The organism is Limnothrix sp. FACHB-1083 (assembly GCF_014696485.1).
Lineage (GTDB): Bacteria > Cyanobacteriota > Cyanobacteriia > CACIAM-69d > CACIAM-69d > CACIAM-69d.
The window spans coordinates 18,864-37,670 of record NZ_JACJQD010000002.1 but is presented as its reverse complement, the minus strand read 5'-3'; the positions used below and the strand labels follow the sequence as shown (position 1 = coordinate 37,670).

Sequence of the window (18,807 nt, the reverse complement as noted above, 5' to 3'; positions counted from 1 at the left end):
TCGCCATCTTCCTGTTCCGATGACTTCTGAACCCGCCGCATCCCTGGCCTACAGCGACATCCACAATGCCGATTTGTTGAAACTGCTGCCCGGAGATGCCCGATCGATTGTGGAAGTGGGCTGTTTCACAGGGGCCTTGGGACAGGCCTACAAACGAATTAACCCCTTTGCCCAATACATCGGTTTAGAGCAAGATCCAGCGGCGGCCCAAATCGCGGCGGGCCGGCTCGATCGCGTCTATGTGGGCAATGCAGAAGATCCCCAACTGGGGGCAGAGATTTCCTCGGAAAGTATGGATTGCCTGGTCTATGGGGATGTGCTGGAGCATTTCATTAATCCTTGGCAAACCCTGACCCACCATGCACGCTGGCTGGCTCCCGGTGGCCAAGTGATTGCCTGCATTCCCAATATTCAATATTGGGGAGCCATTGTGGATTTGCTGTCGGGCCGTTGGGAATATGCGGATTACGGCATTTTCGATCGGGGCCATTTGCGCTTCTTCACCAAGGATTCCATTACCCAGCTTTTTCAGCAGGCGGGGTTAGAAATTGAAGAAATTCGGGGTCGCAGTCGCCCCGACGAAATGCGCGACAAATTCCAAGAGGCGATCGGGCCGCTGCTGGATCGGTTGGGGGTCGATCGGCAGCGGTTTAATCAGCAAAGTGCTTCGGTGCAATACCTGGTGCGAGCCATGCGGCCGGGCGATCGGCCCCAGCGACACTTCTTTGCCCAAACCCTGGTGATGGAAGCCAAGGTTTGCAAACGAGTGCGAGTGACCGAACCGAATGAGTTTTTAAATCGAATTCCCGGAATGCGGGCGATCGCCCAGGATCGCACCGCCACCGCCGGAGCCGTGCAAGCCCACGAAGAGCCAATTTTTATTTGGCAACGGGCAATTTTGAACCGAGAACAGGACTTGGTGCAGCAGCGCAAACTCCTGGCCCGAGGTTATCTGATCATCTTGGAAGTGGACGACGACCCCTACCGCTGGGCCCGCACCGAAAAAACCGACTTTTTTGCCTATCGCAGCGTCCACGCCATCCAAACCTCTACGGAACCCCTGGCCGCCTTCCTGCGCCAAGTGAACCCCTATGTGGCCGTGTTTCCCAATCAGTTGGCGGAATTGCCGCCACCCGCCGCCATCGATCCACAACGACCGGTCACCCTCTTTTTTGGGGCCCTAAACCGGGAAAACGATTGGAAACCGCTGATTGACGGCATTAACCGCGTACTCAATCAACGGGGCGATCGAATTCTGGTGCATGTGATTCACGATCGCCGCTTTTTTGAAGCCCTGCAAACGCCCCACAAAACCTTCCGCCCCTTCTGTCCCTATGAGGAATATGCGGAGCTGTTGCACCAAAGCGATGTGGCCCTGTTGCCCCTGGAACGCACCCGCTTCAACGGCATGAAATCAGACTTGAAGTTCATTGAGTGTGCCGCCCACAGCACCGCCGCCCTGGCCAGCCCCGTGGTCTATCAACAAACCCTGATCGATGGTCAAACGGGCCTGCTCTACTACAGCCCAGCGGACTTTGAGCAAAAACTAGCTGCCCTGGTTGACTACCCCCAATTACGCGAAACCCTGACCCAAAACGCCTATCAGTGGGTGTCCCAAAACCGGCTGATGTGCCAGCACTATCGCCAACGATATGAGTGGTATCAATCCCTGCGCGATCGCCTGCCGGAGTTGAACGCGGCCTTGCAGCGCCGAATTCCCGATCTATTTGCAGGCTGACCCCAGGGCTATTGACCTCTCGCTTGTCCCCGCCGTTTCAGTCAGCCTGGATCCTGCATTAGCGCAACTGATTCCAGGGTGAATGCTGGATTATTTGATTGGATTTTGTTAATTGAAAAGATAAATAATTCAAATTTTCTGAGATCATCTCGACAACTAGCTAAAGAGCTGAATTGAGGAATTAAAGATTCGGATTTTGATAATCTTTAAATGAATCTGAATTTGATAAAAACTTAGTTAGGAATTTCTAAATTCTTGCTATCTGTATTGACTCATTGCAATAAATTTGAAATTCAATTTATGATCGATAAATGCTCTGTATGAAAAAAATCAATCTCTAAAATACTAGATAGATCTTGATAAAAAATTGAAGATTTAAATCAAAAATATCTAATTCACTGAAAAAATAAAAATGCGTGAGAAAAACCAGATTTATCTTGAAATTAAGATCAACGAAAAATGCCCGATCAGTAGCCAAAAGGTTTCTGATCGGACACTTTAGAGAGTTTTTGAAATGAAATAAGCCAAGATTGACTTAAGACAATTAGAGCATTAACCTGAAAATTCTTCGAGTTGATCCAAGCGGAGCCAAATATTGGGGGTTGGCACTTTGCACCACTTCACCAAGGCATAGTCACCGCGCAGATCTAGCACCTCTCCTTTGCTTTCAAATAGGTAGGAAGAAAAGCGCTGATCACTGGCGGTTGCTTCGACGCTGTTTTCTAGCTTTTCGCGAATGGCACGAACAAAGGAACCTTTTTTGACGGGCATAGGAGTTAATGGCGCGATCGCACGTAATTGTTAACTGAGAACAACCGTTTTCAGGTTGATGCAGATTGTCCCATTTTAAAGCTGAGATCAGACTTTCAGTTGGGCAAAACGTTGGGTTGCCGCCACCAATGCCTTCAGAATTCCCGGCTCCGCCATGGAGTGGCCCGCGTCGGGGATGATCTGCAACTCGGCTTCCGGCCAGGCTTGGTGTAATTCCCAGGCGGAAACCACCGGGCAAACCACGTCATAGCGGCCGTGGACAATGACGGCGGGCAAATGGCGGATCCGATCGACCCGTTGCAGCAGTTGATCGGCCGGGTCAAACCAGCCCCCATGGACAAAGTAGTGGCACTCAATTCGGGCGAAGGCCTCCGCAAAAAAGGGATCGGCAAAGGCCGCCTGCAAATCCGCATCGGGAATGAGCTTGCTAGTGCTGGCTTCCCACACGGCCCAGGCTTTGGCCGCTTGTCGTCGCACCGCTGGATTTTTATCTGTCAGGCGACGGTAGTAAGCCCCCATCAGATCATGTCGCTCGGCCGGGGGAATTGGCTCTAGGTATTGGGCCCAGGCTTCGGGAAACAAGTGGCTGGCTCCCTCTTGATAAAACCAGCGCAGTTCCTGGGGCCGCAGCATGAAAATTCCCCGCAAAATCAACCCCAAACAGCGATCGGGATGGGCTTCTGCATAGGCCAGGGCGAGGGTGCTGCCCCAACTGCCCCCAAACACCACCCATTGCTCGATCGCCAAATGCTCCCGCAAACGCTCAATATCCGCCACCAAATCCCAAGTGGTGTTGTCGGTCAAGTCCGCATGGGGCTGGCTGCGGCCACAACCGCGCTGGTCAAATTGCACGATTCGCCACTGGGTCGGGTCGCAATATTGCCGATAGCTTGGTTGGCTGCCACCGCCGGGCCCGCCATGCAGAATCACGATCGGCTTGCCGGTGGGATTGCCACTTTCTTCAAAGTAGAGGGTGTGGCGATCGGAAACGGGCAGTGTCCCTTGGCGATAGGGGTCGATCGGCGGAAATAAACTCATGGCAATCCGTCATGTCAAAATCGTAATGACTATGATATTCTCGTAACAGTTCGTAATTCGTCTAAAACAGCGCAACAGGAGACTCACTCCCATGACCGAAGGTTGCCTCCGTGTGGGCCAAGTTGCCCCTGACTTCACCGCTACGGCCGTTTCTGACCAAGAGTTCAAAGAAATTAAGCTGTCGAACTACCGTGGCAAGTATGTAGTCCTATTTTTCTATCCCCTGGACTTCACTTTTGTCTGCCCCACGGAAATCACGGCCTTCAGCGATCGCTACGCTGAGTTCTCGCAACTGAACGCCGAAGTATTGGGCGTTTCGGTGGACAGCGCCTTCTCGCACCTGGCTTGGATCCAAACCGATCGCAAGTCCGGCGGTGTGGGCGATCTGAGCTACCCGTTGGTTTCGGACATCAAGAAGGAAATCAGCACCGCTTACAACGTGCTGACCGAAGAAGGCATTGCCCTGCGCGGCCTGTTCATTATTGACAAGGAAGGTGTGATTCAACACGCCACCATCAACAACCTGGCTTTCGGCCGCAGCGTGGATGAGACCTTGCGCGTGCTGCAAGCAATTCAATACGTGCAAACTCACCCCGATGAAGTGTGCCCCGCTGGTTGGCAACCGGGCGAAAAGACGATGAATCCGGATCCTGTGAAGTCGAAGGACTATTTCGCCGCCCTGTAATTGACGCAAATTTCGGCGTTTTGGCCGGAATTGGTCGGCTGATGGCCACCGTTGCGATTGCCCTCAGGCTTGGGTAATGGTGGCTCAAGCTCCTCCTTCCTAGGAACCCAACCCGATCGACTGATGAGCCAAAACCTCTCGATCGACCTGTAGGGTTGGAGATTATTTCTTGGACATCATTTCGAGGTTGGCTGAACTGACTCCTGAGAGAGGGTCGCTATCTTTTGGCAAGATGGCGACTTTTTTGTTAGTTGGGCGTTCGGGATTGGGGTTCGATCGATTCGGTAGACTTTGGGATGAATTGCCCTGCTGAATGGTCTCAAGGCTGTCCAATGAGTCGTCGCCCATCCCCATCATCTGCCGATCGCCCGGATCCTTTGCCTAAGGAGCCTTTGTCTGAGGAGGCGGAGTTTTCGGCTTTTTTAGCCCAGTTGAGCGATCGGTTAGCGGCAACGGAAACCGCCATGGGCCAGGTGCGATCGCGCCTGGAGCAGGTACGGGCCGATCGGGAGCGGCGAGCCAGTTTGGGCCATCAGGTGGAAGTGGTGCGGGCGGATTTGGCCCGGGCGCGCGATCGAGAAATTCGCAGCGAATTAACGCAAACAATCCAGACCTTGCAGCGGGAGCTGGAAGAGTTGGACTTGGCCTTGGAAAGTCGCCTCTTTGCGGACAGCGGTTTAAAGGAAGTGTTTTGGCAAGCGGTGCGGTTTGGCAGTTTGGGAGTGGTGTTGGGTTGGTTGCTCAAGCTATGGGCCGGTTAATGGCGGGTGGGGCGCTGGTGTGGGCGGTTCTGTTGGGTTTGGGGATCGATCGAGCTGATGCCGATCGGCTGATCGAGCCGCCTCAACCCCCCGTGGATGCGCAAACCCTGGATGCGCAAACCTTGCTCAAAAACTGGGAAGCGCCCTTGCCCCCGGAGCGTCGGCGGCCCCTGTGGCCCCTGACTCCGCGATCGCCGGTTTCGCTCGATCGCGCCCGGTGGGGGAGTCCTCGGTTGGAATCGCAGTTGCGGCTCTATCGGCAATATTTGGCGACCCATGGCCAGCCGCCGGATTTGTTGATTGTGGGCAGTTCCCGATCGCTCCAGGGCATTGACCCGACGGTTTTGGCCCGTTCGTTGTCAACAACCCTGCGGCGGCCCGTGCGGGTGTTTAACTTTGGCATTAACGGCGCAACGGCCCAGGTGGTGCGCTGGTTGCTGATGGATTTGTTTCCGCCGGACTGGTTGCCTCGGGTGGTGGTTTGGGGCGATGGCTCGCGGGCCTTTAACAGTGGTCGGATCGATCGCACCTTTGCCAGCATTGCGGCTTCCGAGGGCTTTCGACAACTGGCCATGGCCCGCGCCCGGGGCGGTCACCCCTGGTCTGTGGCGCGGTGGCGGGAATCTCCTTGGGGGCGATCGGTCAACGGGTTGCCATCCCTGACCCTCAACAGCAGCACCTATCCCGGCGCGGCCCTGATGCCCGGCCTGATGCCCGGTTGGCTTCAACGACAACCACCCTTGCCACTGCGCCCAGAGCCAGAACTCGATCGGCTGGGATTTTTGGCTGATTTGCGCCGTTTTGCGCCCGATCGCTACTACCAACAATTTCCGAAAGTGCCCGGTCGCTATGACGATATGTACAGCGGTTTTCAGTTGGCAGGCGGTGTTCAAGATCGAGCAGTGCGCCAGTTGATCACCTTTGCTCGATCGCGCGGCATTCGCCTGAGTTTTGTGAACTTGCCCCTCAGTCAGGATTATTTGGATCCGGCCCGGCTGACCTATGAACGGGAATTCCAGACCTATTTGGCACAACTGCGGGATCAGGGGTTAACCGTTCAAGATTGGTTGTTGCGCTGGCCCGATCGCCACGACTATTTCGCAGACCCCAGCCACATCAACCGCTATGGAGCCGCCGCGATCGCCCTGGACTTGGCCCAGGATGCCTGGCTGCGTTGGAATTTAACCCCGATCGCCGGTTGGCCCTCACCGGTTTTGAATGGAGCGCCGGATCGGGGGAACAATGGGCGATCGGGGCCACTGCGGCCAGCCCCTTAAAGGATTGGCTTTTGCGTTAGAAATCCGAATTGTCTTGGGAAATTATTGTGGGAAATTGCCCTTGGAATCAACGCTTCGATCGGGGGCGGGATCATGAACCGTGATCGGGTAGGTGAGTGGAACCCGAAGGGGAACGATCGGCTGAATGAGCCACCGAGGCGATCGGGTCTAAATCCTTATGGAGTCTTGTTTTACGTTGTTTTGTCGAGACAGTTGGCCGTGAATTAACAAACGGTCTAGTATCTAACAAACGGTGTTAGGATTGCCACAGTAATAGAAAGAATCTCCAAGGATCATCATCATTCATGCAAGAAATTGACAAGTCAATATCCTTTGATGGAAGGGATATTCGGCTGAAGATCGGTTTGCTCGCACCCCAAGCTGGTGGATCGGTACTGATTGGGTCGGGCGATACCGCAGTGTTAGTAACCGCCACCCGTTCCTCAGCGCGCGAGGGCATTGATTTTCTTCCCCTCACTGTTGATTACGAAGAACGGCTGTATGCCGCCGGTCGCATTCCGGGTAGCTTCCAACGCCGCGAAGGCCGGCCGCCCGAAAAGGCAATTTTGACCGGGCGCTTAATCGATCGCCCCCTGCGCCCTCTGTTCCCGAATTGGTTGCGCGACGATATCCAAGTGGTGGCCACCACCGTGTCCCTCGATCCCGACGTGCCGCCGGATGTGCTGGCCGTGACGGGTGCTTCGATCGCCACCTTGCTGGCCCAAATTCCCTTCCAGGGGCCGATGGCGGCGGTGCGCGTGGGTTTGGTGGGTGACGAGTTCATCATCAACCCCACCTATGCGGAAATTGAAAAGGGTGAATTGGATCTGGTGGTTGCCGGATCGCCCGATGGCGTGGTGATGGTGGAAGCGGGGGCGAATCAACTGCCCGAAGCGGACATCATCGAGGCGATCGACTTTGGCTATGAAGCCGTGCGCGACCTGATCCAAGCGCAACGGGACATCATCGCTGAATTGGGTCTAGAGCTGGTGACGGCGGAACCCCCCGCGATCGACACCACCCTCGAAGACTTCATTCGATCGCGCACCACAAGCGAAATCAAAGGCATCTTGTCGCAATTTGAGCTGGGCAAAACCCGGCGCGACGCGGCCTTAGATGCCCTGCAAGCCACCGTGGCCCAGGAAATTGCCGATCGGGCCGACGATGACGCGATCAAAGTGGCCGCCACCGCCGACCCCAAGGCCCTGCCCAAGGTCTTCAAGGCCGTCACCAAATCCCTGATGCGTCGCCAAATTGTTGAAGATGGCGTGCGCGTCGATGGGCGCAAACTGGACGAAGTGCGCCAGGTCTCTTGCCGGGCTGGGGTGTTGCCCCCGCGCGTCCATGGCAGCGGCCTGTTCCAACGGGGCTTGACCCAGGTGATGTCCGTGGTGACGCTGGGAACTCCCGGCGATGCCCAGGAACTGGACGATCTGCACCCGGACGAGCAGAAGCGCTACCTGCACCACTACAACTTCCCGCCCTACTCGGTTGGGGAAACCCGCCCGATGCGATCGCCCGGTCGCCGGGAAATCGGTCACGGGGCCTTGGCAGAACGGGCCCTGGTTCCCGTGTTGCCGCCCAAGGATGCCTTCCCCTACGTGTTGCGCGTGGTGTCGGAAGTATTGTCCTCCGATGGCTCCACCTCCATGGGGTCGGTTTGCGGCTCTACCCTGTCCCTGATGGATGCCGGTGTGCCGATCGCCAAGCCCGTCAGCGGCGCAGCGATGGGCCTAATTAAGGAAGGCGACGAAATTCGCGTCCTGACGGACATCCAAGGTCTGGAAGACTTCCTGGGTGACATGGACTTCAAGGTGGCGGGCACCGACAGCGGCATCACTGCTTTGCAAATGGACATGAAGATCACCGGGTTAGACATGGGCACGATCGCCAAGGCGATCGAACAGGCCCGCCCGGCGCGTCTGCACATCCTGGAAAAGATGATGGCGGCGATCGATCAACCGCGTGGCGACCTGTCGAAGTTTGCCCCGCGCCTGCTGACCTTCCGGATCGACCCGAGCGACATCGGCATGGTGATCGGGCCCGGCGGCAAAACGATCAAGGGCATCGTCGAAGAAACCGGCGCGAAAATCGACATCGAAGACAGCGGCTTAGTCACTGTGTCCTCGAACGATGGCGAAAAGGCCAAGCGCGCGGCCCAAATTGTCCAAAATATGACCCGCAAGATCGAAGTGGGCAGCGTGTTTGTGGGCAAAGTCACCCGCACGATCCCGATCGGGGCCTTTGTGGAATTCCTGCCCGGCAAAGAAGGCATGATCCACATTTCCCAACTGGCCGATCGGCGCGTGGGCAAAGTCGAAGACGTGGTGGCCGTGGGTGATGAGGTGATTATCAAGGTGCGCGAAATCGACAATCGCGGCCGGATTAACCTGACCCGTTTGGGCATCCACCCCGACGAAGCGGCGGCGGCCCGCGATGCGGCCGAAGCGGCGGCCACCTAAGGAACTTGGGCTGAAATCCCCCGCCCCGTCCTCTCCTATTAGTCCAGTGGCGAGAGGTATGGGGCCAATTCCATGGCTCTTGCATGAGGGCTAACCAACCTGAAACCGGAGATCGACTGTTCGATCTCCGGTTTTTTGTGGGCATTGTTCTGAATTGGTTCTGAATTGTTTGCAGAACGGCGCTCAACAATTGCAGGCGATCGAACAAAAACGCCGATCGCCCCATGCCGTCAGGCCTCTAGGCAAAAATCACTAGCGAGGTTAACCAGAATCACAGGGAATGATGATGGCGATCGCAGGACTCAGCTCCCGAAATCCTTGACCATAGCTCCTTAGCAGAACGGAGGGAATCTTCGTTGTGACGCTTCCCTCCGCTGTTACCAATCTCTCGATGCCTGACCTCATCCTTGTGGGAATGTTCCCCATGGGTGGGGTCAAGCCTCCATATTAACCAAAGAATTTGCTCAAGCCCGACTTTGCCAGCGCGTGGCCTTTTGACGGTTGGTATTCGGCTCGAATTGTGGTGAAATGCGGACATGAGCCGCCTTTTGTAGCCTTGAAATCAACTTGAAACAAAACCGAAGCCGGTTGAATCTTGGATCTTAAATCTTGAGTCTTGAGTCTTGAATCAAGATTGAATTCGTATTGAACGCCTATGGAACTCCTATGGAATTCGGATGGGATCCGCGGGTGATTGGGGTTTGGATCAGGGGTGTTTCCTTGCGGCTGGGGCGGCCCTGTTAAGCTAAGAGCATGAGAAACCCCTGGCCAAGTCGTTTATTCCCACCGGGCGATCGGGCGATCGTTGAAGACTTCTCAGATTGAGCTAACGGAGTCCTACCCTTGTCCCTGTCGGCAACGGGGCACCCTGCGGCCGATCGCACTCATGGACGCATTTGGCTGCGATCGCTGCCAGCAAATTTTTGTGGTGACCGAATCGGGCGATCAAATTGAGCAGGTGTCTTCTGGGGCAATCTACCGACGGCTGTGGCGATGGACAGGAACGCGCTGGCTCTCCGTGCGTCCACCCTTGCGTGAAAATTATTTGCCCATTACCCTTTGGGCTGGATTTGTCTTGGTGTTGGCTTGGTTGCCCCTGATTGTCAAAGGACTGGCAGGCACGGCGGCTTGGCTGTTGCCGGGATTGCTGGTGATTGGGCTACCGCTGTTGTTGTTATGGCTGGCATACCGGCGCTGAGATTATGGTTGGAAATCCCCTGGTTAATTCGGGAGCGCTGGATTTATTTGGGGCATTGGCGGCGGCGGCCCGAGGGCGATCGGCCCTGGTGGCCATGCGTGGTGGCGAGCGATCGCGGGCGCTGAAGGTGATGGCCAAGGCTTTGCGAGCCGCCCAAAACGAAATTTTGGAAGCCAACACGCTGGACTTGGAAGCCAGCCGCGAAAAGGCCAACAGCGGCTTGCCGTCCCTGTGGATTAAGTTCACGCCCGATCGACTGCAACAGGTGGCCGATATGCTCGATCGGCTGGCGGATTTGCCCGACCCCACCCGACAGGCCATTCGCGCCACCCACCAAACCCAATACCTACAAAGCTATTGCCAACTGATGCCCCTGGGGACGATCGCCCTGGTGCATGAGGGCCTGCCGGAACTGGGGGCAATCGCGGCGGGCATGGGCATCAAAACCGGCAACAGCATGATTTTGTATGGCAGCAGCGACACCAAGCACACCAACGCGGCGATCGCGGCGGCCCTCACCGATGGGCTGACGGCTGGAGAATTGCCGCCCGAATGTGTCACAGCCATTCCGCCCGATCGGGATATTTCCATGCGCGACCTGCTGGCCCAGGAGCGCTACTTGAACCTGATTGTGGCCTATGGCCGGCCAAAGCTGGTGCAACAGGCCAGTCAGTTTGCCACCGTGCCTATTCTGGGCGCAGCGATCGGCAATTGCTATCTCTACTGGGCCCTGTCCGGCGAGTTAGATGTGGTGCGTTGGGCCATTTCCGACAGCCACCAGGGCGATCCGGAAGCGGTGAACGCGATCGAAAAGGTGCTAGTTCACGAGCGCCACAATCGATCGATGCTGGGGGTGCTCTTTGGCTCCTTGCAAACGGATGGGTTTGAAGTGCGGGTCGATGCCCATTTGCAACAGGATTTTCCCGACTTGCCCTTGGCGGCCGATGATGAGTGGAATCGGCCCTATTTAACCAAAACCGTTGCGTTTCGCACCGTGGCCAGCGTGGAAGAGGCGATCGCGGTGATTCACACCCAAAGCAGCGGCCATGCGGACTGCATCGCCACCGAATCCTATCGAGAAGCCCACCAATTTGCTTCCCGCCTCGACAGCGCCTCCACCTACATCAATGCCTCACCCCGATTCCAGCGCAATCCCCGGGGTAGTGCTTCGGTGTTTTTGGGTATGTCGAATCAAAAGGGCTATCGACGCGGGGCGATCGGCCTGGACATGTTGACCACCATCAAGCAAATTGTCCAAGGGGACGGCTAATTTGGCCCCTTGGTTTGACTCGTTCAGGCTCCTTTCAACTGATTCCCAACCATGCCGGTAAGCACTCGTAAGTGGGCCGCCAAACAACAGGTGGCGATCGAAATTCTCGATCGCCTGAAAGTGCTCTATCCCGATGCCACATGCAGCCTGAATTATGAAACCCCCGTGCAATTGTTGGTGGCGACAATTCTGTCGGCCCAATGCACCGATGAGCGGGTGAACCTGGTCACACCAGCGCTGTTTGCAAGGTTTCCCGACGCGGTGGCCCTGGCCGGGGCCGATCGGGCCGAGTTGGAAGCCTTGGTGCGATCGACCGGCTTCTATCGCAACAAAGCCAAGAATATCCAGGGCGCTTGCCAAATGATCCTGGACAGATTTGGCGGCGAACTGCCCAAGCGGATGGAGGAACTGCTGTTGCTGCCGGGGGTGGCGCGTAAAACGGCGAATGTGGTGCTGGCCCACGCCTTTGGCATCAATGCGGGCGTGACGGTGGACACCCATGTGAAGCGCCTGGCCTATCGCTTGGGCATGACTGAGCATCAGGATCCGGTGCGGATTGAGCGCGATTTGATGCGGCTGTTGCCCCAACCGGACTGGGAAAATTGGTCGATTCGGCTGATTTATCACGGGCGGGCCGTTTGCGATGCCCGGAAACCGGCTTGCGATCGCTGCCAGTTGGCGGATCTGTGTCCCCAAAAGGGACTGGGTGCAACGACAACCAAGGCCAAACCCCAATCCACTGCCCGATCGACCGGCAAAACCAGCAGCAAATCTAATAGCAAAGCCAGTTCCAGCACAGCTAAGACCAAAACGCCCCCCAAACCCTAGCCTCCGTTCAGCGATCGAGTCCTTCGCTTCCGAGCTGGGGCCACAGAGCGTGTCAAATCGTTACCAGTTGCGCTCTCCAACCGATCGCCTGTCCTAGAATGAGGGCAGAAGCATTTAGGGATCGAGCGAATGGCTGCAACGGTTGCCGATGTAATGAGCCGCGATCCGATCGTCGTCCGTCGTGACACCTCCCTCGTCGAGGTCATCAAACTCCTGGCGGAACAGCGCATTAGCGGCGTGCCCGTGGTGGATGAAGCGGGGCAGTTGATTGGGGTCGTGTCGGAAAGCGATCTGATGTGGCAAGAGACCGGCGTGGATGTGCCGCCGTTCATCACCATTTTGGACAGTGTGATTTATCTCAAAAATCCCCTGCAATTTGAAAAGGAATTGCACAAGGCCTTGGGCAGTACGGTGGCCGATGTGATGAGCGATCGGGTGAAAACCACCAAGCCCGATACATTGCTGCGCGATGCCACGCGGCATTTGCTGGAAGGCAATATTCACCGAATGCCCGTGGTAGATGATGCGGGGGCGATCGTGGGCATCCTGACTCGGGGCGACATCATTCGAGCCATGGCCAACGGGCTGCAATAGGCCAGCATTGTCTGGGCTGTTGAGTGATGGCTGAGGCATGATCTTGAACCGTTTGGGCCGATCGAGCCGGATTTGTGGCCGATCGCCCAGCATCAACAGTGGTTAGGGTTCGGCGGCTGTGGCATTTTGGAAGAGGCCGCTGGAATTTGCTGATCGCTGAGGTTGAAGTTCATGACTGCCGATCGCCCCGTTGCAAATCGTTCTGACTGGCTCGATCGGGCCCTGTTGCCAGCGGGGGCGGCCTGCTTGGCCCTGGCCTATGGGCCGCTGTTGGTGCATTGGGTGCGCGGTTGGCTCACCAAAGACATCAGCATTGAGCATGAATATTTCAGCTACGGCCTGATTGGGTTGCCCTTTGCGGCCTATTTGGCATGGGAAAAGCGATCGCGCTGGCAGCGATTGGCGGATCGATCGCACCCGGTGGGCTGGGGGCTATTGGGGTTGAGCGTGGCGTTTTACCTGAGCGGCGTGGCCGATTGGGTGAACCTGTCGTTCCCGATCGCCCTCTGGGGGCTTTGTGGTGTTTGGAAAGGGGCTGCCGGTTGGCGGTTGATGGCGGCCCCCTTGGTCTTCACCACCCTGGCCACGCCCAACGAGGTTCCCTACCTCATTTCGCCCTACGTGGTGGGGTTGCAGCGGTTCATTGCCGCCATGGCTGGTTTTTTGCTGAACCAAGTGGGACTGGAAGCGCAGGTGGAGGGCATTTATCTCTACGTGCGCGATCGGGCGGTGGAAGTGGCTCCCCACTGCGCGGGCCTGAAAATGCTCCTGACCTGTTGGTATGTGGGACTGATGGCCATCTATTGGTGCGGCACGGTGCGGGGGCGATCGCCCATCGCCCTGTTTTTGGTGGGAACCACGGTCATCAGCGTGTTGATGAATGTCTTTCGGAACACGATTTTGGCCTACTTGCACGGTACGGGTCAGGATGGCCTGTTCGACTTCATGCATGAGGGAACCGGCGGCGACCTGTATTCAGCCGTGATGTTGCTGACTGTGGTGCTTTGGTTCCGAATCATTGAGCGGTTTGTGGGCGAAGGGCCGGATGCTGCCCTGGCCCCATCGCCCTCGAAGGTTGCGCCCCGACCTGACCCGATCGCGCCGGAGGATGAATCGGAAGCCGCAGAACGAGATCCCGATTTCTAGCGATCGGCTCCTGGGGCTGCAAAACCCTAGATAAACCCTAGAAAAAGGGATTCAGACCCTTGCCCCCCCGATCGGGACGTGGCGAGATCGGGAGTGGAGAGATTGGGCCTAGGACTTTGAGTTTAGGGCGTGTTAAAGGATTCGATGATCCGCAAAAACAACTCCACTCCCATGGCCAGCGCCGTTTCATCAAAATCAAAACGGGGGTGGTGATGGGGGAACGCTAAGCCCCGATCGGGATTGGCCGCCCCCACAAAGAAATAGCAGCCGGGGACTTCCTTCAGGAAAAAGGACATATCCTCACCGCCCATGGTTTGGCAGTTGGGCACAACCCCGATCGGCGTTTCAATCACCGTTTCGGCCACCCGTCGCACCCGATCGGCTGCGGCCGGATCGTTGACCGTGGCCGGATAAATCGATCGATAGTCCAGTTCGTACCGGGCCCCGTGGGCGGCGCAAATGCCCGCAATAATCGACTCCACCCGCTCCCGAATCACCCCTTCTAGGGCCGGATTGAAATAGCGCACCGTGCCGGCCAAGCGGGCCTGATCTGCGATCACGTTTTTGGCCGTGCCCGCGTGAAATTCGCCCACGGTCACCACTGCTGAATCGATCGGGTCAATGTTGCGAGCCACAATCGTTTGCAGGGCCGTGACAATTTGCGCCCCCACCAACACCGAGTCGATCGTTTGGTGGGGCATGGCTCCATGGCCGCCTTTCCCAAACAGGGTGCAAGCAAACAGTTCCACCGCCGCCATCAATGGCCCCGGCCGCACGCCTACCGTACCCAGCGGCAAGTTATTCCATAAATGCAACCCAAAGATGGCATCCACATCGGGATTGTGCAGCACCCCGGCTTCGATCATCGGCTTTGCGCCGCCGGGCCCCTCTTCGGCTGGCTGAAAAATCAGCTTGATGGTTCCGGCCAGTTGCGATCGATGGTGGGCCAAATAATAGGCCGTGCCCAGGGCGATCGCCGTGTGGCCGTCGTGGCCGCAGGCGTGCATTTTGCCCTCGTGGCGCGATCGATAGGGCACTTCGTTTTGCTCTTGCACGGGCAAGGCATCCATATCGGCCCGCAAGGCAATGGTTGGGCCCGGTTGGCTGCCTTCAATGACTGCCACAATGCCGGTTTTGGCGATGCCCGCTTGGTAATCAATACCCCACTCTCGCAGGCGATCGCACACAAAAGCGGCCGTCAGGGCCTCTTGAAATCCCAACTCTGGGTATTGATGAAACTGTCGCCGCCAAGACACCAACTGCGGCAACAAATTTCGCACATCTAACCGTAACTTCGATAGGTCAATTCCTGGAGCGGTGGGTAAGGTGGAAATCACGGAAGTTCAGATACTTTTTAGATTTTCCTTAGACCTTAGCTTAGAGTTTTTCCGTTGGGCCTTGTACGAACCGCGATCGGGAGAGCGATCGGGACAGGGGCAGAATCCAAAACAGCGCGATCGCCTTGAAAATGCGGAAAGTACTCGGTCTGGAAACCCTGAGATCTGCCATAAATCTTGATGCAATCATCCCAAGGTGACGGTCGGTGACGATCAATTGTGGACTTTCATCAACTTCCATCGCGAATTGATCCAGAACGCCCCGATCGCCCTGGCCATTGGCTAGATCGAAAAGAGAATTCAGCGCTAATCACCGGATCCCAAACCGGAGGGAGCCACCATGCTAAAACCGCCACCACCTCCCCCGATCGCCCCCAAGCAAATGAACCTGCTGCGGGTGGTTGCTGCCATGGCCTGGGCCGACGGACATTTGGCCGACGAAGAAATTGAAGTGATGCTCGATCGCTTCAGCCAACTGTTTGCCCGCGACGGCCAACAATCGATCGAACTGAAACAAGACTTGCGGGAATATTTGGTGCAAAATCTGCCCCTGGCAGAAATTGTGCCTAAGCTCACCAACGACGCTGACAAAGAATTGGCCCTGGAATTGGCCTATGAAACCATTGCCTCCAGCGCCCGCACGCCCGATGAAGCGGTGATTAATGCCGAAGAATCTGCCGCCTATGGTGAATTGGTGCGGCTGTTGGCCCTGTCGCCGGACGTGGTGAAACGGATTGAATCGAACAGCAATCAGGCCGGGGCTTCCAAGCAAGACCTAATTGAGTTCTTGGCTCAAAAGCTCGCAGAAACCGACCTGTCCTAAGGCTCGATCGGGAGCAGACCGGAAGCAACGATCCGCCGCCTGCCCCCCAGATCTGACCCAGACAAGGGGCTTAAGCCCCTTGTCCCCGCGAGGGTTGGTGCTTGATCAGTCTCCCAAAATACTGATCAGGCCTCTGCTAAGACCTTCGCCAAGATCTCAACAAAGACCTCCGCCAAGATCTCCCCCAAGACCTCAGCTAAGACGATTGCGAAAGGCGCTTCACCGCCCCGCCCGCCAGTAACTGGTGCGCCTCCGTCAGAATATTCAAGACCCGATCGGGATAGGGACTGCGGGCTAAACAGGGGCGCAAATCTAGCTCCGACAGGCGATCGCCCCGTTGCCCCGGAAACCAGTGGCCCCCATTGCCCAACAGGTTGTAGCGCATCTTGCCATAGGCCACCATGTCAAAGGCCTTCACCAAATTCCAAAGCCACACGATCGTCCGCACACTGATTTCGCCCGGCACTTCTTCCGGCTTTGGTAACCCCTGTTCCCAAGTGCGCAGCCAGGCCTTCCCTTCTCCGGGGCCAAACTCGCGATCAAACGCCTCGATCGCCGCTTGCTCCAACCGTCGCGTAATCATGGGCAGCAACTGACCCGGTTGATCCAAAAAGGACAGGGTTTTCAGATGCTCATCAAAATCGCTAGGCCGAGCGGCCCCCAGGCTCAGGGTATGCACCTGCGGATGGCTTAAACAAAACAAATTGTTAAACACCATCGGACTCAGGGGCTTGCAGAGTTCCACCAATTTGGGCGATGGCTCGTATAGCAGCCCCCCTTTATTGGCTGGACTGATAATAAACACGCCCATATCCAACTGGGTGGCCGCCTCGATCGCCCGCCAGTTGGTTTGGTTGATGTAATACCAATGCAAATTGACGTAATCAAATTGGTTGGACTGAATCGTCTCCATAATTACGTCCAGGGGCCCGTGGGTGGAAAATCCAATGAACCGCACTCGCCCCTCCGCCTGCCAGCGTCTGGCGCGATCGAGGCAGCCCCCCGGCCGCAACGTCCAGTCCAAATGCTCACGGGTGTTAATTCCGTGAATGCCCAGCAAGTCCACATAGTCGAGCTTGAGGTAGCCCATGGACTGTTCAAAGTCCCGCTCAAAGTCGGCCACCTGGGCAGCAGGCCCCACCTTCGTTTGCACAATCAAATCCTGGCGGGGATATTGCGGCAGCACCCAACCGAGTTGCATCTCGGAGCTGCCATAGCCCCTCGCCGTCTCAATGTGGTTAATGCCCAAAGCAAGGGCCCGCTCGATCGTGGCGGCCAAATTGGCTTGGCCCGCCGCGTCAATTTGTGTGGGTGAGAGGTCTTGCCAGGCCTGTTGGTAGCGCATTCCACCACAGGAAAACACCGGCATCGATAGCTCTGTGCGCCCAAACCGTCGATAAAGCATGGGTTTTTGGGATCTGAGGAATTGTTTTAGAAACAAGGGAATGCGTGGCAAGGTTCAATAACCCAATGCTAGACAGCCATACCCCATGCTAGACAGCGATGCTGAATGCCGCGCCGGATCGCCAGTTCAGCCATGTTGGCTGGGGCGGACTGGATCCGTGGCCCATAACGCACCGTTGAAGGGAAGCGATAGGATTAAGTCATGTTTAAAATGGCCGCCCATTTCCTAATCCCCAACCCCTTGTGTTAGGAGTCTTCCCATGGATATCACAGAACTGAATGAACTCGAAAGTTCCGTCCAAGACCTGATTTCGGCGGCAAAGGTCGAGCTAGAAGCGAAACGCCTAGAAAAGCAGCGAGACGAATACTATCAACATGCCCTTGCGGAAATCGAAGCCCGGTTGAACGCGGTGTTAGCGCAAGTGCAAACCACCCTCAAAGAGTTGCCGGCCGATGAGTTTGGCGACAGCATAACCCGCCGCAAACTCCAAGAGAAGGAAGCGGATATTTTGCAGCAACTGGCCGATGCGCCGCGCTTGGCTTCAGAAGCGGCCGATCGGCAGTTGATTTTGCAAGAAGAACGACTGATTGAGGAACGCTTACTGGATCAAACAAACCGGTGGCGCTATGAGCTAAGGGAAGACCTGCTGGACATGATTCGCGACCAGCAGGATTTTTATAGCGCAACGGACGCGGCCGTGGCGATTCGGGGTTATATGCATGACCTGAAGGCGATCGATGCCCTCACGGAAGTGCTGGAAGCCTTGATGGATCAAATTAACCAACACAGTGAAGAAGGGCCGGTGGCCAAGCGTCGGGGCAATGATGAACAGACGCTGATGTTTATTTATGAAAAGGCGATGCAGAATCGGGCGCGGGTGGAGCGCAGTCCCGATGTGCGGCCCCAAACGCGGCATCGATCGTCTGAGCGCCGTCCCAATCCCTACTCGGAGTTGGCGGGTAAGGTGGTGGTTTTTGGGGGCCACGATCGCTTGGAGTCGGCGGTGCGCAATCGCTTGCGGGAATCGAAGGTGGAATTGGTTTGGTGTACGGCTCAGGCGGGTCTGAACATGGCTCAGCAGGGGGAAAGCCACATCTCCAGCGCGGACTTGGTGATCATCGTGACCGGTTATGCCAGCCATTCCTTGACGGAAAAGGCGATTCAGTCAGCCAAGAAAATGGGCATTTCACCGGAGATGGTGAACACCACGGGGATGACCAAGCTGCTGGAGACGATCGAGTTTGGGCTGAAGGCGAAGTTGCTGGCGAAGCGCTTGGGGGGTTAGGGGCGATCGCCCCTTGGGTTCAGCGTTGGTTGGCGGGCCGGCGGCCCCGGCCGTTGCCCGGCGGTTTAGAATGGATTGCGCATCAGTTTGAAGATTTGTTGAGGAATGGCGAGGGGGTGCGATCGCCGGAGTGGGGAGGATCTAGCCCCTGCCGATGATCCAAGGAATTTCCTGCGCAATCTCCCTGGA

The 18,807-nt window shown here is 56.6% G+C and carries 17 protein-coding genes; 12 read left to right on the top strand and 5 right to left on the bottom strand.

Annotated features, from left to right (window positions below; genetic code table 11):
• The first annotated feature begins 19 nt into the window (after window positions 1-19).
• Window positions 20-1,738, top strand: coding sequence for a methyltransferase domain-containing protein (locus tag H6F46_RS02150; protein ID WP_190353388.1), 1,719 nt, complete (start codon window positions 20-22; stop codon window positions 1,736-1,738).
• A 552-nt stretch (window positions 1,739-2,290) separates the two neighbouring features.
• On the opposite strand, the gene H6F46_RS02145 is transcribed toward H6F46_RS02150, so the two are convergent.
• Both H6F46_RS02145 and pip read right to left on the bottom strand, forming a co-directional pair.
• A complete protein-coding gene (locus H6F46_RS02145; protein ID WP_099533059.1) occupies window positions 2,291-2,509 on the bottom strand; it encodes an NAD(P)H-quinone oxidoreductase subunit O in 219 nt (72 codons plus the stop codon).
• Between the two features lie 87 nt (window positions 2,510-2,596).
• Entirely contained in the window at window positions 2,597-3,547 is a 951-nt protein-coding gene (gene pip, locus H6F46_RS02140; RefSeq protein ID WP_190353387.1) for a prolyl aminopeptidase, read from the bottom strand.
• Window positions 3,548-3,638: 91 nt separating this feature from the next.
• Between pip and H6F46_RS02135 the strand changes: the two genes are divergently transcribed.
• From H6F46_RS02135 to crtB, 9 genes are all read left to right on the top strand, one after another.
• On the top strand, window positions 3,639-4,232 hold the full coding sequence (locus H6F46_RS02135; protein WP_099533057.1) for a peroxiredoxin: 594 nt from the start codon (window positions 3,639-3,641) through the stop codon (window positions 4,230-4,232).
• 332 nt (window positions 4,233-4,564) lie between these two features.
• A complete protein-coding gene (locus tag H6F46_RS02130; RefSeq protein ID WP_190353386.1) occupies window positions 4,565-4,993 on the top strand; it encodes a DUF2203 domain-containing protein in 429 nt (142 codons plus the stop codon).
• The gene (locus H6F46_RS02125; protein WP_190353385.1) at window positions 4,966-6,270 is read left to right on the top strand and encodes a hypothetical protein; all 1,305 of its coding nucleotides are present in this window, start codon (window positions 4,966-4,968) and stop codon (window positions 6,268-6,270) included. Before H6F46_RS02130 ends, H6F46_RS02125 begins: the two co-directional genes overlap by 28 nt.
• A 305-nt stretch (window positions 6,271-6,575) precedes the next feature.
• Complete coding sequence (locus H6F46_RS02120) at window positions 6,576-8,732, top strand: polyribonucleotide nucleotidyltransferase (RefSeq protein WP_190353384.1); 2,157 nt, start codon at window positions 6,576-6,578, stop codon at window positions 8,730-8,732.
• Between the two features lie 805 nt (window positions 8,733-9,537).
• Entirely contained in the window at window positions 9,538-9,930 is a 393-nt protein-coding gene (locus H6F46_RS02115; RefSeq protein ID WP_099533052.1) for a hypothetical protein, read from the top strand.
• Between the two features lie 4 nt (window positions 9,931-9,934).
• Entirely contained in the window at window positions 9,935-11,200 is a 1,266-nt protein-coding gene (locus H6F46_RS02110) for a gamma-glutamyl-phosphate reductase (RefSeq protein WP_199291350.1), read from the top strand.
• A gap of 51 nt (window positions 11,201-11,251) precedes the next feature.
• Window positions 11,252-12,028 carry an endonuclease III gene (gene nth / locus H6F46_RS02105; RefSeq protein ID WP_190353383.1) on the top strand — a complete coding sequence of 259 codons (777 nt, stop codon included), beginning with the start codon at window positions 11,252-11,254 and terminating at the stop codon, window positions 12,026-12,028.
• Window positions 12,029-12,157: 129 nt separating this feature from the next.
• Window positions 12,158-12,622: a CBS domain-containing protein gene (locus H6F46_RS02100; RefSeq protein ID WP_190353382.1), complete on the top strand. Its 465-nt coding sequence runs from the start codon at window positions 12,158-12,160 to the stop codon at window positions 12,620-12,622.
• A 171-nt stretch (window positions 12,623-12,793) separates the two neighbouring features.
• Complete coding sequence (gene crtB / locus H6F46_RS02095) at window positions 12,794-13,768, top strand: cyanoexosortase B (protein WP_190353381.1); 975 nt, start codon at window positions 12,794-12,796, stop codon at window positions 13,766-13,768.
• 122 nt (window positions 13,769-13,890) lie between these two features.
• Here the strand turns inward: crtB and H6F46_RS02090 are convergent, their stop codons facing one another.
• The gene (locus tag H6F46_RS02090; RefSeq protein WP_099533048.1) at window positions 13,891-15,105 is read right to left on the bottom strand and encodes a M20 family metallopeptidase; all 1,215 of its coding nucleotides are present in this window, start codon (window positions 15,103-15,105) and stop codon (window positions 13,891-13,893) included.
• A 40-nt stretch (window positions 15,106-15,145) separates the two neighbouring features.
• The gene (locus H6F46_RS19505) at window positions 15,146-15,277 is read right to left on the bottom strand and encodes a hypothetical protein (RefSeq protein WP_255508862.1); all 132 of its coding nucleotides are present in this window, start codon (window positions 15,275-15,277) and stop codon (window positions 15,146-15,148) included.
• 168 nt (window positions 15,278-15,445) lie between these two features.
• On the opposite strand from H6F46_RS19505, the gene H6F46_RS02085 reads away from it, so the two are divergent.
• A complete protein-coding gene (locus H6F46_RS02085) occupies window positions 15,446-15,928 on the top strand; it encodes a TerB family tellurite resistance protein (RefSeq protein WP_099533047.1) in 483 nt (160 codons plus the stop codon).
• A 196-nt stretch (window positions 15,929-16,124) separates the two neighbouring features.
• Here the strand turns inward: H6F46_RS02085 and H6F46_RS02080 are convergent, their stop codons facing one another.
• Window positions 16,125-17,333 carry an aldo/keto reductase gene (locus H6F46_RS02080; RefSeq protein ID WP_190353380.1) on the bottom strand — a complete coding sequence of 403 codons (1,209 nt, stop codon included), beginning with the start codon at window positions 17,331-17,333 and terminating at the stop codon, window positions 16,125-16,127.
• Window positions 17,334-17,592: 259 nt separating this feature from the next.
• Here H6F46_RS02080 and H6F46_RS02075 point away from each other — a divergent pair, with 259 nt between their 5' ends.
• Window positions 17,593-18,618 (top strand): DUF2325 domain-containing protein, encoded by a 1,026-nt coding sequence (locus H6F46_RS02075; RefSeq protein WP_099533045.1) that lies wholly within the window; start codon window positions 17,593-17,595, stop codon window positions 18,616-18,618.
• The last annotated feature ends 189 nt before the right edge of the window (window positions 18,619-18,807 follow it).

Bases quoted from the DNA above. Each gene is read 5' to 3' on its own strand.
- H6F46_RS19505 (WP_255508862.1), bottom strand. From the start codon at position 15,277: ATGGCAGATCTCAGGGTTTCCAGACCGAGTACTTTCCGCATTTTCAAG.
- H6F46_RS02085 (WP_099533047.1), top strand. From the start codon at position 15,446: ATGCTAAAACCGCCACCACCTCCCCCGATCGCCCCCAAGCAAATGAAC.
- H6F46_RS02145 (WP_099533059.1), bottom strand. From the start codon at position 2,509: ATGCCCGTCAAAAAAGGTTCCTTTGTTCGTGCCATTCGCGAAAAGCTA.
- H6F46_RS02075 (WP_099533045.1), top strand. From the start codon at position 17,593: ATGGATATCACAGAACTGAATGAACTCGAAAGTTCCGTCCAAGACCTG.
- H6F46_RS02110 (WP_199291350.1), top strand. From the start codon at position 9,935: ATGGTTGGAAATCCCCTGGTTAATTCGGGAGCGCTGGATTTATTTGGG.
- pip (WP_190353387.1), bottom strand. From the start codon at position 3,547: ATGAGTTTATTTCCGCCGATCGACCCCTATCGCCAAGGGACACTGCCC.
- H6F46_RS02130 (WP_190353386.1), top strand. From the start codon at position 4,565: ATGAGTCGTCGCCCATCCCCATCATCTGCCGATCGCCCGGATCCTTTG.
- H6F46_RS02080 (WP_190353380.1), bottom strand. From the start codon at position 17,333: ATGCTTTATCGACGGTTTGGGCGCACAGAGCTATCGATGCCGGTGTTT.
- H6F46_RS02135 (WP_099533057.1), top strand. From the start codon at position 3,639: ATGACCGAAGGTTGCCTCCGTGTGGGCCAAGTTGCCCCTGACTTCACC.
- H6F46_RS02120 (WP_190353384.1), top strand. From the start codon at position 6,576: ATGCAAGAAATTGACAAGTCAATATCCTTTGATGGAAGGGATATTCGG.
- H6F46_RS02150 (WP_190353388.1), top strand. From the start codon at position 20: ATGACTTCTGAACCCGCCGCATCCCTGGCCTACAGCGACATCCACAAT.
- nth (WP_190353383.1), top strand. From the start codon at position 11,252: ATGCCGGTAAGCACTCGTAAGTGGGCCGCCAAACAACAGGTGGCGATC.
- H6F46_RS02100 (WP_190353382.1), top strand. From the start codon at position 12,158: ATGGCTGCAACGGTTGCCGATGTAATGAGCCGCGATCCGATCGTCGTC.
- crtB (WP_190353381.1), top strand. From the start codon at position 12,794: ATGACTGCCGATCGCCCCGTTGCAAATCGTTCTGACTGGCTCGATCGG.